The organism is Brevundimonas sp. TSRC1-1 (genome assembly GCF_049898245.1).
GTDB lineage: Bacteria > Pseudomonadota > Alphaproteobacteria > Caulobacterales > Caulobacteraceae > Brevundimonas > Brevundimonas mediterranea_A.
This window is the reverse complement of record NZ_JAFCXI010000003.1, coordinates 1-15,570: the sequence shown is the minus strand read 5'-3', so window position 1 is coordinate 15,570 and position 15,570 is coordinate 1. Positions and strand designations below refer to the sequence as shown.

The window sequence follows — 15,570 nt, the reverse complement described above, 5'->3', positions numbered from 1 at the left end:
CCCGATGACACGCTGGACCCCCGAAAGCTGGAGAACCAAGACCGCCCTGCACATGCCGGCGGACTATCCAGATCCCAAAGCCCTCGCCGTCGTCGAGGACGAGTTGCGCGCCTTGCCGCCGCTCGTCTTCGCGGGCGAGGCGCGCCGCCTGACGTCGAAACTGGCCCAGGTCGAGCGGGGCGAGGCCTTCCTGCTCCAGGGCGGCGACTGCGCCGAGAGCTTCAAGGAGTTCTCGACCGACAATATCCGCGACACCTTCCGCCTGATCCTGCAGATGGCGGTCGTTCTGACCTTCGCCGGACGCAAGCCGGTGGTGAAGGTCGGCCGGATCGCGGGTCAGTTCGCCAAGCCGCGCTCGTCGCCGCTGGAAGAGATCGACGGCGTCGAACTGCCCAGCTATCGCGGCGACATCATCAACGGCATGGGCTTCACGCCGGAAGAGCGCGCGCCTGATCCGCAACGGTTGATCCGCGCCTACAACCAGTCGGCCTCGACCCTGAACCTGCTGCGCGCCTTCGCCGGCGGCGGTTACGCCGATCTGTACAACATCCATCGCTGGACCCTGGGCTTCGCGGGCGACAATGCCGCGGGCGCCCAGTATCGCGAACTGGCCGATAAGATCACCGAGGCCTTGGCCTTCATGGAGGCGGTCGGCGTCACGCCCGAGAGCCATCCGGACCTGAGCCGGGTCGAGGTCTTCACCAGCCACGAGGCCCTGTTGCTCAACGTCGAGAGCGCCCTGACGCGGCTGGACGGCGGTTCGGGCGAATGGTTCGACACCTCGGCCCACATGCTGTGGATCGGCGAGCGGACGCGCCAGCTGGACGGCGCCCATGTCGAGTTCATGAAGGGGATCAGGAACCCTATCGGCGTCAAGTGCGGACCGACGATGACGGCCGACGACCTGCTGCCGCTGATCGACGCCCTGAACCCGGACAATGTGTCGGGCCGCTTGACCCTGATCGGCCGTTTCGGTCACGACAAGGTCGGCGAGCGCCTGCCCAAGCTGATGCGCGAAGTGAAGGCCTCGGGCCGCAAGGTGATCTGGTCGATCGACCCGATGCACGGCAATACGCTGAAGGCCGGCAACGGCTACAAGACCCGGCCGTTCGACAGGATCCTGGGCGAGGTGCGGACCTTTATTGATGTTGCGGAGGCCGAGGGCGTCCACCCCGGCGGCGTCCATCTGGAGATGACCGGCCAGAACGTCACCGAGTGCATCGGCGGCGCCCAGGCCGTGACCGAGGACGACCTGTCCAACCGCTATCACACCCACTGCGACCCGCGCCTGAACGCCGACCAGGCGCTGGAGCTGGCCTTCCTGGTGGCCGAACGGTTGAAGTCGGGCCGGATCAGCCGCTCGAAAGCCGCCTGATCGACGGGAACAACGGGGCGACGAGGCCGATGGTCGCGTTCGCCTCGGCCCGGTCCGGCGTCTCGTCGTCGACGCCGACGCCGTTCATGTCGTTGCGCGTGGCCTGAACCACGATCCCGTCCGGTCTCGACAGCACGGTCACGCCCCGGAAATGCAGACCGTAGTTCGCCTCGGGCTGGGGCGCGAGCCAGGCGATCTGACCGCGCACCGGGATCAGATCCTTGTCTTCGAACAAGGCCTTGGCGCCATAACCGGTGCAGTTGACGACGATCTTTTCGGACAAGGTCGTCAGATCCGCCGGCGTGTTGAAGGTGCGGGTCTCGATCCGCCCGCCCTGGCTCAGAAACTCGGTCTCCAACCGATGCGCCAGTTCGGCGACGTTGAACTGCATGGCGCTGACCATCCGGGTTTCCCCGACCGGAAAGGGCGAGCCCGAAACGGGGAGGGGGATGGAGCGCGGCGCCAGCCCGTCCAGCCGGTATTCGGCGAAGCGGATCGGTTTTACGCCGGGCGCGGTGCGGATCGGCGGCGGTTCGGCCGTACGCGGCAGGTCCGCTGCGCCCGACAGGATATAGCGGTCGCTGAAGACGACCGGATCGCCTTCCGTCCCCAGATAGGTCTGGTGGGTCGCATAGGTCTCGCGCGCCATCTGTTCCCACAGGGTCGGAAATTCGGCCGAGACGCGGTCGGCGTCGGCGATGCGGCTGTCCGGCGTCCAGCTGCCGGTCGCGCGCATCGACCGGGTGAAGGCGGCGCGCTCTCGGGCGTAGATGGTCACCCGCGCGCCCATCCGCTGAAGCTGGAGCGCCGAGGTCAGACCCAGGGCGCCGCTGCCGATCACCGCGATGACGGGCGGACCGCCGACAACCCCGGCCAGGGCCATGGCCTTGCGCGCCGCTATGGCGCTGGAGCCCCAGGACAGGGACCAGCCGCTGCCGCCGTGGCCGTAGTTGTGAACCACCTTGCTCTCGCCGACCGTCTCAACGTCCAGACGCGGGCCGGCGGGGCGGAAGGGGCGAGTGCAGACGGTGATGCGGATGATTCGTTCGGGCTCCATCAGGATCGGGGCGATCCGACGGGGGGCGAAGCCGGCCGCGAGCGGGACAGGCGGCGTCGCGGCGCAGCCCGCGACGGTCCCCGCCAGGCCGGTCAGTACGGCGCGACGGCTGGAGTGGGCGACGGACATGAAGCCTCCAGGAACGGGAACAGCAAGGCTAGCGCGCCCATAGCCGGTTCGATAGCCGGCCGGCGCCATATTCGGCTTGTCGGAACAGGGGCGGCGCCGCAGATACGCTCGGATACGGCCATGGCGCGGACAAGGATGTTCCGTCTGATCAGCGGCCAACGACAAGGAAAGGCGTTCGGGGACGATCCCGGACGTAGCGAATATGGATACGCCTGCGCACCAAGACGACAAGCCCGGCCGGGTCGCCTACCAGGGCGCGCCGGGGGCGTTCAGCCACGAGGCCTGCACGGCCCTGCGGCCTTGGGACGTGGCCGTGCCCTTCGAGACCTTTGCAGCGGCCATTGAAGCGCTGAAGACCGGGGACTGCGACTGCGCCCTGATCCCGGTCGAGAACTCGTCCATCGGCGTGGTCGAACCGGCGGCGACCCTGGTGCGCGAATCCGGTCTCCCCGTGGTGGCGGAGGCCTGGCGGCCGATCCGTCACGCGTTGATGGGCCTTGAGGGCGCCCGGATCGCCGATCTGAAACGGGTGCTCAGCCATCCCATCGCCCTAGCCCAGTGCGAACAGACGCTGAAGGGCATGAGGCTGAACGTGGTCGAGCATTTCGACACCGCCGGCGCCGCCCGCGACGTCGCCGAGGCCGGCGATCCGACCCAGGCGGCCGTAGCGCCGGTGGGCGCGGCGGAGGTCTATGGCCTGTCGATCCTGCGCAACGATCTTCAGGATTCCAGCGACAACCGGACGCGTTTCGTCCTTCTGGGCGTCTGAAGGGCTTGACGGCGCACGGTCTTTGCGTGCTTTAAGGTCGCACGGATCGCAATCGATCCGCATAACCGGACCCGGACCCATGTCCCGCCAGCGCGTTCTTTCTGTTTCCTTCGACCGTTCGCGCGCGGTTTCCGGCCTCTATTTCGGCTACGGCTTTTACGGCTTTCGATACGCCGGCTGAGGCGTCGGGCGCTCTTCGTCCCTGACTGTCTCGCCGGCGACCGCTCTGGACCAGAGCGGCTGTCCGCCCCTGCACATCGAAATCCCCCTTTGCCGAAAGCCCGAACCCATGCCCAATTCCAACGTCCAGCAAGTGTGGCCTGACGTGGTCGAACTGACCCCCGAACAACAGGCCTTGGCCGCCCTGCGCGCCGAGATCGACGCCATCGACGATCAGATCCTGGCCCTGTTCGAACAACGCCTCGCCGTCGCCGCCACCGTCGGCCGCGCCAAGGACGCCCCCACCGGCCCCCACACCAAGCTGCGCCCCGACCGCGAACAGACCGTTCTGTCGCGCATGCTGTCCAAGGCCCAGCCCGAGAACGCCGAAGCCGTCGAACACCTGTGGCGCGAAATCATCGGCTGGGGCCTGGCGCGCCAGGGGCGGCTCCAGGTCCAGGTCTGGGCGCCCATCGAGCCGACCCGCGCCTATGACGGCGCCCGGCTGCGTTTCGGCGCCGCCGCCGACATCAAGATGGTCCGCGACCCGCAAAAGGCCCTGGCCTTCGCCGCCGAGGGGCACGGGGTCGCCGTCCTGGCCATCAACACCGAGGACGCCTGGTGGATGGGCCTGCGTCGCGAATGGTCGATGTTGAGCGTATTCGACGGTTACGGCGGCGAGACGCCGACGTCTCTGGCTGTGGGCAAGATCGACCCGCCGGCGCTCCCCAGGGGCCGCCGCGTCGTCGTCACCGCCGGCGGTGATGCGGGCGACGGCGGCGGCGCGCGTCGCTGGGGCCTGAACACCCACCACGGCTGGACCATCGCCCTGACCGAGGCGGAACTGACGCCGGGCGAGGCGGAAGGCTGCGTCGGCGCGATCGGCTGACCGCGCCGACTGATGCGGCTCAGGAGGCGTGCGCCTAAGTGTGCGCCTTCTGGGCCTTGGTCAGTTCGATCATCCCCTGGGCGGCGCCCATCTCCGGCACGATCTCTTTCGACCGGTCGGAGATGGCGTCGAACCGGGCCGCCACCTGTTCCGGCGCATCCTCGCCGGTGATGTGGACGCCCTCGGTCAGGGTGACATAGGCGCGCTCGAACCCGCCGGCGCCCGCCGCCAGGATACAGCGGCTGGGCGCGTCCCGGCTCAGTAGATACAGCAGGCCCGGCGTCACCAGCTCCGGCCCCAGGGCCTCAAGGGGCAGGGCGGCGCCCAGGTCTTCGGTCATGCGCGTATGGGCCGTGGGCGCCAGGCAGTTGACGCGGATGTCGTTCTTGGCCCCCTCGATCGACAGGGTCTGCATCAGTCCGACCAGCGCCATCTTGGCCGCGCCATAGTTCGACTGGCCGAAATTGCCGTACAGGCCGGACGACGAGGTCGTCATGACGATCCGGCCGTAATTCTGAGCCCGCATGATCTCCCACACCGCCTTGGTGCAGTTGACCGCTCCCATCAGATGGACGTCCACGACGAAGCGGAAATCCTCCAGCTCCATCTTCGCGAAACTCTTGTCCCGCAGCACCCCGGCGTTGTTCACCAGCAGGTCGACCCGGCCCCATTTGGCCATGGCCGCCTCGACCATGGCCTGAACGGCGGCGAAGTCGGTCACCGAGGCCGCATTGGCCATGGCCTCTCCGCCCGCCGCCTCGATCTCGGCCACGACGGCCTCGGCGGCGGTGGCGGAACCGCCGGAACCGTCGCGGGCGCCGCCCAGATCATTGACCACTATCTTGGCCCCGCGCGCCGCCAGGGCCAGGGCGTGTTCACGCCCCAGACCGCCGCCCGCGCCCGTCACAATGGCCACCTGACCGTCAAATCGGATCGTCATCTCGTCGTCTCCACCCAAGGCCTGAGGCGTTCGGCGCTACGGCCGGCCCCTTGGTCCGGTTTTGACGAGACTGGAGGCGGCGCACAAGCCCGGCGGCGTGCTCAGCCCGCGCGGTTCTGGACCAGATCCTCGACGACCGACGGATCGGCCAGGGTCGAGGTGTCGCCCAAGGCTCCGATCTCGTTCTCGGCGATCTTGCGCAGGATGCGGCGCATGATCTTGCCCGACCGGGTCTTGGGCAGGCCGGGGGCCCACTGGATCACGTCGGGCGTGGCGATCGGACCGATCTCGCGGCGGACATGGGCCCCCAGGGCCTTGCGCAGATCCTCGGTCGCCTCGACCCCCTTGTTCAGGGTGACATAGGCGTAGATGCCCTGGCCCTTGATGTCGTGGGGATAGCCGACCACGGCCGCCTCGGCGACATCGTCGTGCAGCACCAGGGCGCTCTCGATCTCGGCCGTGCCCATCCGGTGGCCCGAGACATTGATGACGTCGTCGACCCGGCCGGTGATCCAGTAATAGCCGTCCTGATCCCGGCGGCAGCCGTCGCCGGTGAAATACCGGCCCGGATAGGTCGAGAAATAGGTGTCGAAGAACCGCTGGTCGTCGCCATAGACGGTGCGCATCTGGCCCGGCCAACTGTCGGTGATGCACAGATTGCCCGAGACGGCGCCGACCAGTTCCTGGCCCTCCGCATCGACGATCTGCAGTTCGACGCCGGGCAGGGGCAGGGTGGCCGAGCCCGGCTTCAGGTCCGTGGCGCCGGGCAGGGGGGTGATCAGATGCCCGCCGGTCTCGGTCTGCCACCAGGTGTCCACGACGGGGCAGCGGCCGTCTCCGACCACCTCGTGATACCAGCGCCAGGCCTCGGGATTGATCGGTTCGCCGACCGTGCCGAGCACCCGCAGCGACTTGCGCGAGGTCGCCTTCACGGGCGCGTCGCCTTCGCGCATCAGGGCGCGCAGGGCCGTGGGGGCGGTGTAGAAGGCCTCGACCTTGTGCTTGTCCACCACCTGCCAGAAACGGCTGGCGTCGGGGTAGTTTGGCACGCCTTCGAACATCAGGGTGGTCGCCGCATTCGCCAGCGGCCCATAGACCAGATACGAGTGGCCGGTGACCCAGCCCACGTCGGCGGTGCACCAGAAGACCTCGCCCGGACGATAGTCGAAGGTCAGCTCATGGGTCCAGGCGGCCCAGAACAGGTAGCCGCCGGTCGTGTGAAGAACGCCTTTCGGCTTTCCTGTGGAGCCTGAGGTGTAGAGGATAAACAACGGATCTTCCGCGTTCATCGGCTCGGGCGGGCATTCGGTCGCGGCCTTGGCGGCCTCGACGGCGTAGTCCACGTCGCGGCCCTCGATCATCGGCACGTCGGCGCCGGTGCGACGGATCACCAGGACGGTGTCGACCTTCACCTTCTCCAGGGCCGCATCGACATTGGCCTTCAGCGGCACGATCTTGCCGCCCCGCACGCCCTCGTCGGCGGTGATGACCAGGGTGGAGCCGCAGTCCTCGATCCGGCCGCACAGGCTGTCGGGCGAGAAGCCGCCGAAGACCACGGAATGGACCGCCCCGATGCGGGCGCAGGCCAGCATGGCGTAGGCGGCCTCGGGGATCATCGGCATATAGATGGTGATCCGGTCGCCCTTCCTGGCGCCATGCGCCTTCAGCACATTGGCCATGCGGCAGACTTCGTCGTGCAGCCGGCCATAGGTGATGTGCTGGCTGTCCGCCGGATCGTCGCCTTCCCAGATGATGGCCGTCTCGTCCTGGCGATGGGGCAGGTGGCGGTCGATGCAGTTGGCGGCGACGTTCAGGACGCCGTCCTCGAACCAGCGGATGCGGAAATCTTCCTTCTTGAAGGAGACGTCCTTGATCTTGGTCGGCGCCTTGATCCAGTCGAGGCGCTGGGCCTGCTCGGACCAGAAGGCTTCGGGCGTCTCGCGCGCCGCAACCCGCGCCGCCTCATAGGCCTGCCGGTCCATGTGGGCACGGGCGGCGAAGTCTGCGGGAACGGGGTAGAGTTCGGAATCGGGCACGCGAGACGTCTCCAGCATTTTCAGAATCCGTATTTGGCGAACAGGATCAGTCGGGTCATGTCGCCGCTCGCGCCGGATTCGATTTCGCGATCAGCGAACATCAGCTCGGCCCCCACATCAAACGCCGTAACGGGCGACCAGATCAAGTTGGCGTGGATGCTCTGGGCGGACCGGTTGACGGCCAGACCGGTCACGCTGGTGTCGTTGTCCACCTTCTGGGCCGACCAGATCAGGCTTGAGCGCCAGCCGGGCGCCCAGACGTGACGATAGGCGGCGAAGCCGGCGACGACGCCGATCGCATCCAGTTCGCCCGAGGCGTCCAGCACCGCGTCGTTGGAGAAGTTCAGCCCCACATAACGGCCGATGCCTTCGCCGCCCGTCACCATCAGTCGGAGGTCATCCTTGGCCCCGACCTTGATCTTGGTCGAGGCGGACAGGCCCCAGCCCGTGGCGGTGGAATCGATGTCCGTCGCCGGGTTCTGATATTTCAGCTGACGCAACAGACCGGCGAACTGCAGATCCCCCCACGGCTGCGCCACGGCGTAACGGGCGGTGAAGTCCGGAAGACTGCTGTCGTCGGCGATGATCCGTGCTCCGCCGCTGAACGGGGTGACGGTCGTCTCGGGGTTCTCGACCGAGATCGAGAAGGGTCCGCGTGTGTATCGCACCTGAACCTGGCGGGCGAAGACCGTGCCCTCGGCCGCGCCGATGAAGTCGGCGGATTCCGGCAGGACGGCGGTGTTCTGGAAATTGGTCCACTCCTGGCCGATCAGCCAGTTGTCGATGGTGACGAAGGCGCGGCGCAGGGCCGGGTTGGCCGGGCTGGTGGTGCGCTGGTCCGCCGTGCCGGGCAGGGTCTGGAAGTCCATCTCGAGCCGGGTGCCGACCTTGTGGCCGCCGACCAGACCGTCCGTCGTCAGCCAGAAGCGGGTCTGGCGGGCGTTGAAGTCGGTCGCCGTGTCCTCGTCGGCGCCGCCGATGGGAATGGAGCCGGGAATGTGGAATTCGCGCAGGGCGTCGCCGTTGGCCGGATCGCCGCCGGAATAGTTCGAGGCCGAGGCGTCGACCTTGACGAAGCCGCCGAACTTCACCGTGTGGTCGCCAATGCGGAAGCCGTCGCTGGGCGCGGCCGCCTGCTGGACCGGGGGCGGGGGGGCAGGGCGGGTCTCCAGCCGGATGATGTCCTGCTGCTGCGCGGCCTGCTGGGTGCGGGCGGCGACGACTTCGGACTTGAGGCTGTTCAACTCGGCTTCGAGCTGGGCGATACGGGCTTCGAGCGCGGCCTGGGCGTCCTGGGCGAAGGCGGCGCCGGGCGCGAGACTCATGGCCGCAGCCACGCACCCGCCCAGAAGACTGGACTTGATCATCATGGTTCCTCCCGCGCCCATCTGATGCGGGCGTCCTGTGTGAACCTTTCCTTTTGGGCCGTAGGCGGCCATTAGCCATTGGTCTAGTTTCGACCAAAGTCGAACCACGCCATGCTGTCGAGGACGCGGCCGACAAGCATGCCGTGCAAGGGAAGGACGCCTTATGGATCGTATCGTCGTCGCCGACGATCACCCGCTGTTTCGCGCCGCGCTGCGCTCGGCCGTCGACAGGGCCGCGCCAGGGGTGCGGATCGACGAATGCGCCAGTCTGGCCGAAGCCCGAACCGCCCTGAACATCGGGGGGGTCGATCTGCTGCTGCTGGACCTGAAACTGTCGGACAGCGAGGGCATGGCCGGTCTGGCCGCCATCCGCGCCGAACATCCGACCGTGCCGGTCGCCGTGGTGTCGGCCAGTGAAGACGCCACGGTCGTGCGCCACGCCCTGGGTCTGGGCGCCGCCGGCTTCATTCCCAAGTCGGCAAGTCTTCCGCAGATGGTCGAGGCCATCGCCGCCATCCTGGCCGGCGACGGCTGGGCGCCGGAGACGCCGGACGTCGCGGACGACGACCTGCCGGCGCGGGTCGCCAGCCTGACGCCGTCGCAGTTGCGTATCCTTGAAGGCCTGAAGGCCGGCCGTCTGAACAAGCAGATCGCCTTCGACCTCGGCGTGTCCGAGGCCACGATCAAGGCGCATCTGACCAGCGTCTTCCGCAAACTGGGGGTCCATAACCGCACCCAGGCGGTGATCCTGGCCAAACAGATGGACCCCTCCTAGCTCGACAGGAAGGCCTTCAGGGTCGCTGGCTTGATCGGCTTGGGCAGCAGCACGGCCCCGGCGGCGGCGGCCTTTTCGTTCAGCCCGTCCCGGGTGTCGGCCGTGACCAGGGCGATCCGGCGCATCCCGCGCGGCCGCAGCCAGTCGATGACGGCGAATCCGTCCGGCCCGTCGCCCAGGTGCAGATCGACCACGGCGGCGTCGAACGGCCCGGCCGCGCCCATCGCCGCCTCGACCCCGGACGCCAGGGTGGGACGCGCGCCCCAGCGGGTCAGCAGGGCGTTCAGCGCGTCCAGGATCACCGGCTCGTTGTCCACGCACAGGACGCGCAGACCGGCCAGGGGCAGGCGGACCTCATGCGTGGGCGCGGTCTCGACGACCCGATCCGGCGGGCTGCGCGGCACAGTGATGCGGAAGATGGTGCCGCGCCCGAAGCGGGAGTTCAGCTCCAGCGGATGGTCCAGCAGGCTGGACAAGCGGCGCACGATAGCCAGACCCAGTCCGGCGCCCGGCTCGTCGACAGGGGCGCCGGGCAGGCGCACGAACTCGCCGAACACCATCTCCTGTTCCGCATCGGGGATGCCGCGTCCGGTGTCGCAGACCAGCAGCCGCACGGCGTCGCCGCTCCGCCTCGCCCCGACCAGCACCCGACCGGCGTCCGTATAGCGGATGGCGTTGGCGATCAGGTTCTGCAGCATGGACCGCAGCAGATCCCGGTCGGACGAGACCCACAGGCGGCTGGGCACAAGGGTCAGAACCAGTCCCTTGGCCTCGGCCACCGGCGCATATTCGCGTCTCAGTTCGTCGAACAGACCGTCCAGCGACAGGCGGGTCACGGCCGCCTTGACCCCGCCCGCCTCCAGCTTGGACAGGTTCAGCAGAGCGGTCAGCAGGCGGTGGGCGCTGTCGATGGCGCGGTCGGCGTTGACGGCCAGGGTGCGGCTGGTCGGTTCGGCCCCGGGGCCGGAAACCGCCGGCTCCTCCTTCAGGGCGGCGATGAACAGGCGGGCGGCGTGCAGGGGCTGCAGCAGGTCATGGCTGGCGGCGGCCAGGAAACGGGTCTTGGACGCCGTCGCATCTTCCGCCACGCGCCGGGCTTCGTCCAGACGGGCGGTGCGGTCGGCCACGCGGGCTTCCAGACGTTCGTTGGCCTCTTCCAGCTGACGGGCGGCTCGGCGCAGGGCGGTGATGTCGGTGTAGCTGGTGACATAGCCGCCGCCGGGGATGGGGGCGCCGGAGGACCGCAAGACCCGGCCGTCGGGCTGGCGCCGTTCGTGGTCGTGCGGGATACGCCGGCTCAGGGCCTCCAGCCGGCGCTCCACCCAGGCCTCGATATCGTCCGGGCTCTCGCCGCGCTCGGCGTTCAGCCGATAGATGCTGGCGATCGACAGGCCGACATGGACGAAGCCGACGGGCAGGCCGAACATCTCGACATAGCGGCGATTCCAAGCGGTTACACGTAGATCTTCGTCCACCACAATCACGCCCTGGTCGATATTGTCCAGGGTGGTCTGCAGCAGGTCGCGGCTGAACTGCACGGCCTGGGAGGCCTCGTCCAGCATCCGCACGACATCCTCTGGCGCACGACCGCCGCCGGCCAGGGCGGCGGCGATGACCCGCCGCGCCGAGGCCGCGCCGATGGCGCCGGCCAGCATCCGTTCGGCGGCCCGGGCGAGGGCGGCGTCGGCCGGGTCGGCGTCGCGAAGCCGGATGTCGGTCTCCGCGCTCCAGGCGGCGAAGGCCCGTTCGGCCCGTTCGTCGCCGATGAAGCGCGCGACCAGGGCGCGCAGGTCGCCGACCGAGGCGCCGGACGGCGACGGCTTCGACTCCAGCCAGTCCGGCCCCAGTCGATCCACGAAGGCCCGCGCCTGCACCCGATCGATCAGACGCGGCTGGGCGAAGCGCGACACCCCGACATAGGCGACGAGGTTCAGCCCCAGGCTGACGAAGACGCCCAGAGCCAGCGGATCCTTCACCCCCATCATGACATGCAGATGCCAGGGGGCGCCGGGCGCCAACTGGGGCAGGGCCAGCATGACGATCCACACGAAAACCCCGACGCTCATGCCCGCCAGAGCGCCATGGGCATGCCCGCCGCGCCACAGCACCGCTCCGAACAGGGACGGCGCCAACTGGGCCATGGCGGCGAAGGACACCAGACCCATGGCGGCCAGCCCGCGAGACTGGTCCGTCGCCTGATAATAGAGCCAGGCCAGCAGAAGCACGGCGACGATGGCGCCGCGCCGCACCTGCAGGATCGTGCCGGCCATGTCCGACGAGTCGCCTCTGACCCGCCATCGGTCACGGGCCAGGAAGGGCAGGATCAGACTGTTGGAGACCATGGCCGATAGGGCCACGGCCTCGACGATCACCATGGCCGTGGCGGCAGAGAAGCCGCCGACGAACACGATGGCCGTCAACCAGGACTCACCCCGCCCGAACGGCAGGGCCAGCACCAGGAGATCGGGGTTCGCCGCCGGCGCGAACAGGGCCCCCGCCGCGACCAGGGGCAGGACGGCCAGACTGGTCAGAAGAAGATAGATCGGAAAGATCCAGCGGGCCTTCTTCACATCCGCCGGCTGGGCGCCTTCGACGAAGGCGACGTGGAACTGGCGCGGCAGGCAGAAGATGGCCAGGGTCGAGACTAGGGTGATGGCCGTGAAGCGCGGCGTGATCTCGGGCGGCGAGGCGAGGGCGCCCAGTCCCTCGACGATACGCGGGGTCGATCCATCATGGATCAGCAGGACCAGGGCGAAGATCGCCACGAACAACAGGGCGCCCAGTTTGACCAGGGACTCCAGGCCGATGGCCTGGATCAGACCGCGATTATGTTCGGTCAGATCCGGGCGTCGGGCGCCGAACAGGATGGCGAACCCCGCCAGAACCCCGGCCAGCGCCAGAACGGTCAGCCGTTCTCCCCCCGCCACCGGCGTACCCGCCGTCAGAAGGGCGCCGGCCATCGACAGGGATTTCAGCTGCAGGGCGATATAAGGCAGGGAGCCCAGGATGGCCACGATGGTGACCGCGGCGCCCAAGGTCTGGCTCTTGCCGTAGCGTGACGCCACGAAGTCCGCCATCGACCCCACGTTCTCGCGCCGGGCGGCGGCGGCTATGCGTCGCCATAGGGGGAAGAGCAGGGTCAGACCGATCACGGGTCCGATATAGATGGGCAGATACTCCCACCCGTCGCGGGCAGCGGTGCCGACCGCCCCATAATAGGTCCAGGACGTGCAGTAGATGGCCAGCGACAGGGCGTAGACCCAGGGCGCCAGCGAGCGGCCCCGCGCCTGCGCCGCAGGCCGCTCCTGCCACCAGGCGACGGCGAACAGGATCGCCATATAGCCGGCCACGAGGCCGAGGATCACCAGGCTGAACATGAGCGGGATGTGAACCGTGCAGGGTGGGTTTCACAAGGGCGGACAGGCAAATGAAAGGGCGGGCTGTCCGAAGACAGCCCGCCCCTCATCACGCCCGAAAGCAGGATCAGGCGTTCAGATCGACGTCCTTGCCTTCCTTGACCAGCAGGAAGCCCAGCACGACCGTCGCCAGCGCCACGATGATCGGATACCAGAGGCCGGAGTAGATGTTTCCGGTCGCCGCCACGATGGCGAAGGCCGTCGTCGGCAGGAAGCCGCCGAACCAGCCGTTGCCGATATGATAGGGCAGGGACATGGAGGTGTAGCGGATATTGGTCGGGAACATCTCGACCAGGGCCGCCGCGATCGGTCCGTAGACCATGGTCACATAGAAGCCGAGGATGAACAGGATCAGCACCACCATCGGCTTGTTGACCAAGGCGCTGTCCGCCTTGGCCGGATAGCCGGCGGCGGTCAGGGCCTCGCTCAGGCCCTTGTCCCAGGTCTTCTTCTGAGCCGCGAAGTCCGCCGGGGTCATGGCGTCGCCGCGGAAGCTCTGGACGACCGACTGATCACCGATGCGAACCTCGGCCACCGTCCCGGCAGGCGCCGCGACATTGGTGTAGGTGACGCCGGCCTTGGCCAGATGCGACTTGGCCACGTCGCAGGACTGGTTGAACACCGTCTTGCCGATGGGGTCGAACTGGACGTTGCAGTCCGCCGGATCGGCATAGACCACGACCGGCGCCGAGGCGGCGGCGGCGGCCAGGCGCGGATTGGCGGCCTGAGTCAGGGCGTTGAACAGCGGGAAATAGGTGAGGGCGGCGATCAGGCACCCGGCCAGGATGACCGGCTTGCGCCCCACCTTGTCCGACAGCCAGCCCCAGAAGATGAAGAAGGGCGAGGCCGCCACCAGGGCGATGGTCAGCATCACATAGACCAGGGTGGCGTCCAGCTTCATCACCCGTTCCAGGAAGAACAGGGCGTAGAACTGGCCCGTGTACCAGATCACGGCCTGGCCGGCGGTCAGGCCCAGCAGGGCGATCAGCACCAGCTTCAGATTGGGCCATTTGCCGAACGAGTCCTTCAGCGGGGTCTTGGAGCCCTTGCCCTCGGCCTTCATCCGCTTAAACGAAGGGCTCTCGGACAGTTTCAGGCGAATCCACAGCGACACGGCCAGCAGCAGGATCGAGACCAGGAACGGAATCCGCCAGCCCCATTCCGCAAAGGCTTCTTCACCCACAGCGACGCGAACGCCCAGGATGACCACCAGGCTAAGCACCAGGCCGGCGGTCGCCGTGATCTGGATGAAGGAGGTGTAGAAGCCGCGTTTGCCGTGCGGCGCATGCTCGGCGACATAGGTGGCGGCGCCGCCGTACTCGCCGCCCAGGGCCAGGCCCTGGATCAGGCGCATCAGCACCAGGATGATGGGCGCCGCGATGCCGATGGCGGCGTAGGGCGGCAGAAGACCGACCACGAAGGTCGAGAGGCCCATCAGCAGCATGGTGACCAGGAAGGTGTTCTTGCGGCCCCACAGATCGCCCAGGCGCCCGAAGACGATCGCGCCGAACGGCCGCACCGCGAAACCGGCGGCGAAAGCCATCAGGGCGAAGATATAGCCGGTCGTCTCATTCACGCCGGAGAAGAACTGCACGGTGATGATCGCGGCGAGCGACCCGTACAGATAGAAATCATACCACTCGATGACAGTGCCGACCGACGACGCCAGGATCACCAGCTTGTCGTTCTTGCCGACCACATATTCATCATCGACCGGCGCACCAATGGCGCTGTCCGTCATTTGCGTTAGCCTCCCAGCTATCAGGTCTTTCCGACCGTTTCACGCCGCATACGCTGCGCATTGCAGGGACGTTGGCATCGTCGCGCGGGAAGCGTCAGGGAGACTTTGGTCGTATCCGATGTGCGTCTAAGATATATTATGCGAAACAAGCCCAAGTTGGTCAGTGTTGCTGTCAGAGTCCCTCAATCTTGAGACTCCAGCCTTTGGGGGCTGTTTGGTCCCTGAATGCTGAGATTCCTCGTGCAATAATGATGAGACTCTCAGGTGGGATTTTTACGCCGCGCTTGCGCTAGCCATCTCGAGTTCGTGGCTCACCGCCGTAAAAACCAACTCGTTGGGCGTTACACGACGGTGAACGGCGCCGCCGAATGCGGGCGAGCAGCCAATAGCCATGAACGCAACTATGCCAGTCGAAACTGCCGAAGAAGATCGGATGGACCCGACGCGGGCTATAAGCTTCCCCATCATCGCTCATCACGTGATCGGGCTTGTGCGGATAGTCACGCGTGACGTGATCGAGCGCGATGCGGGCAAAGCCGGCGGCATGGGAAGGCGTCATCCAAGTATCTCCAGGGGGCGCTTGCGGGAGCCGGCGTAATCCTACGCCAAGACCCGCTCAAGCCCCGTGCCCGATCGAAAGGGGTGACGCGCGTCCTAATGCATGGGCCTCGCATCGAAATCAATCAGTACGTCGTGCGTCCGCCGGACGTGTCGAACGTCGAGGCGGTGGTGAAGCTGCATTCTTCGGAGGCCATGAAACAGACCATGGCGGCGCTTTCCTCGACCTCGCCCAGGCGGCCCATCGGGATCTTGGAGCGCATGTATTCGACCTGGCTGGGCGGAAGCTGTTGCAGGATCGGGCTTTCGAAAGTGGCGGGGGTCAGGCTGTTGGCGATGACGCCCTTGTCGGCCAGTTC

12 protein-coding genes are annotated in these 15,570 nt (G+C 67.5%); 4 read left to right on the top strand and 8 right to left on the bottom strand.

Going from position 1 to position 15,570, the window contains the following annotated elements; translation table 11 throughout:
* Positions 1-4: 4 nt before the first annotated feature.
* Positions 5-1,375, top strand: coding sequence for a class II 3-deoxy-7-phosphoheptulonate synthase (locus tag ACP7CK_RS09945; protein WP_426025912.1), 1,371 nt, complete (start codon positions 5-7; stop codon positions 1,373-1,375).
* On the opposite strand, the gene ACP7CK_RS09940 is transcribed toward ACP7CK_RS09945, so the two are convergent.
* A complete protein-coding gene (locus ACP7CK_RS09940; RefSeq protein WP_426025911.1) occupies positions 1,353-2,561 on the bottom strand; it encodes an FAD-dependent oxidoreductase in 1,209 nt (402 codons plus the stop codon). The two genes, ACP7CK_RS09945 and ACP7CK_RS09940, sit on opposite strands and share 23 nt — an antisense overlap.
* 202 nt (positions 2,562-2,763) lie before the next feature.
* On the opposite strand from ACP7CK_RS09940, the gene ACP7CK_RS09935 reads away from it, so the two are divergent.
* Both ACP7CK_RS09935 and ACP7CK_RS09930 read left to right on the top strand, forming a co-directional pair.
* A complete protein-coding gene (locus tag ACP7CK_RS09935; protein ID WP_008261806.1) occupies positions 2,764-3,330 on the top strand; it encodes a prephenate dehydratase domain-containing protein in 567 nt (188 codons plus the stop codon).
* Between the two features lie 289 nt (positions 3,331-3,619).
* Complete coding sequence (locus ACP7CK_RS09930; protein ID WP_008261594.1) at positions 3,620-4,378, top strand: chorismate mutase; 759 nt, start codon at positions 3,620-3,622, stop codon at positions 4,376-4,378.
* Between the two features lie 34 nt (positions 4,379-4,412).
* Here ACP7CK_RS09930 and ACP7CK_RS09925 read toward each other — a convergent pair whose 3' ends face one another.
* From ACP7CK_RS09925 to ACP7CK_RS09915, 3 genes are all read right to left on the bottom strand, one after another.
* Positions 4,413-5,318 (bottom strand): SDR family NAD(P)-dependent oxidoreductase, encoded by a 906-nt coding sequence (locus ACP7CK_RS09925; protein WP_426025910.1) that lies wholly within the window; start codon positions 5,316-5,318, stop codon positions 4,413-4,415.
* A gap of 101 nt (positions 5,319-5,419) precedes the next feature.
* Positions 5,420-7,372 (bottom strand): acetate--CoA ligase, encoded by a 1,953-nt coding sequence (gene acs / locus ACP7CK_RS09920; protein ID WP_426025909.1) that lies wholly within the window; start codon positions 7,370-7,372, stop codon positions 5,420-5,422.
* 2 nt (positions 7,373-7,374) lie between these two features.
* Complete coding sequence (locus ACP7CK_RS09915) at positions 7,375-8,724, bottom strand: DcaP family trimeric outer membrane transporter (RefSeq protein ID WP_426025908.1); 1,350 nt, start codon at positions 8,722-8,724, stop codon at positions 7,375-7,377.
* Between the two features lie 160 nt (positions 8,725-8,884).
* Between ACP7CK_RS09915 and ACP7CK_RS09910 the strand changes: the two genes are divergently transcribed.
* Positions 8,885-9,496, top strand: a complete 612-nt coding sequence (locus ACP7CK_RS09910) for a response regulator transcription factor (RefSeq protein ID WP_372704522.1) — start codon at positions 8,885-8,887, stop codon at positions 9,494-9,496.
* Here the strand turns inward: ACP7CK_RS09910 and ACP7CK_RS09905 are convergent.
* The 4 genes from ACP7CK_RS09905 to ACP7CK_RS09890 form a co-directional block, all read right to left on the bottom strand.
* The gene (locus tag ACP7CK_RS09905; protein ID WP_426025907.1) at positions 9,493-12,873 is read right to left on the bottom strand and encodes a hybrid sensor histidine kinase/response regulator; all 3,381 of its coding nucleotides are present in this window, start codon (positions 12,871-12,873) and stop codon (positions 9,493-9,495) included. The genes ACP7CK_RS09910 and ACP7CK_RS09905 overlap by 4 nt on opposite strands.
* 106 nt (positions 12,874-12,979) lie before the next feature.
* On the bottom strand, positions 12,980-14,653 hold the full coding sequence (locus ACP7CK_RS09900; protein ID WP_008262186.1) for an MFS transporter: 1,674 nt from the start codon (positions 14,651-14,653) through the stop codon (positions 12,980-12,982).
* Positions 14,654-14,942: 289 nt separating this feature from the next.
* The gene (locus tag ACP7CK_RS09895) at positions 14,943-15,212 is read right to left on the bottom strand and encodes a DUF2891 family protein (protein WP_426025906.1); all 270 of its coding nucleotides are present in this window, start codon (positions 15,210-15,212) and stop codon (positions 14,943-14,945) included.
* A 124-nt stretch (positions 15,213-15,336) separates the two neighbouring features.
* Positions 15,337-15,570: SDR family oxidoreductase (locus tag ACP7CK_RS09890; protein WP_291756718.1), on the bottom strand; the 234-nt coding region annotated here is incomplete at its 5' end.

Bases quoted from the DNA above. Each gene is read 5' to 3' on its own strand.
- ACP7CK_RS09945 (WP_426025912.1), top strand. From the start codon at position 5: ATGACACGCTGGACCCCCGAAAGCTGGAGAACCAAGACCGCCCTGCAC.
- ACP7CK_RS09915 (WP_426025908.1), bottom strand. From the start codon at position 8,724: ATGATGATCAAGTCCAGTCTTCTGGGCGGGTGCGTGGCTGCGGCCATG.
- ACP7CK_RS09940 (WP_426025911.1), bottom strand. From the start codon at position 2,561: ATGTCCGTCGCCCACTCCAGCCGTCGCGCCGTACTGACCGGCCTGGCG.
- ACP7CK_RS09900 (WP_008262186.1), bottom strand. From the start codon at position 14,653: ATGACGGACAGCGCCATTGGTGCGCCGGTCGATGATGAATATGTGGTC.
- ACP7CK_RS09930 (WP_008261594.1), top strand. From the start codon at position 3,620: ATGCCCAATTCCAACGTCCAGCAAGTGTGGCCTGACGTGGTCGAACTG.
- ACP7CK_RS09935 (WP_008261806.1), top strand. From the start codon at position 2,764: ATGGATACGCCTGCGCACCAAGACGACAAGCCCGGCCGGGTCGCCTAC.
- ACP7CK_RS09910 (WP_372704522.1), top strand. From the start codon at position 8,885: ATGGATCGTATCGTCGTCGCCGACGATCACCCGCTGTTTCGCGCCGCG.
- acs (WP_426025909.1), bottom strand. From the start codon at position 7,372: ATGCTGGAGACGTCTCGCGTGCCCGATTCCGAACTCTACCCCGTTCCC.
- ACP7CK_RS09905 (WP_426025907.1), bottom strand. From the start codon at position 12,873: ATGTTCAGCCTGGTGATCCTCGGCCTCGTGGCCGGCTATATGGCGATC.
- ACP7CK_RS09925 (WP_426025910.1), bottom strand. From the start codon at position 5,318: ATGACGATCCGATTTGACGGTCAGGTGGCCATTGTGACGGGCGCGGGC.
- ACP7CK_RS09895 (WP_426025906.1), bottom strand. From the start codon at position 15,212: ATGACGCCTTCCCATGCCGCCGGCTTTGCCCGCATCGCGCTCGATCAC.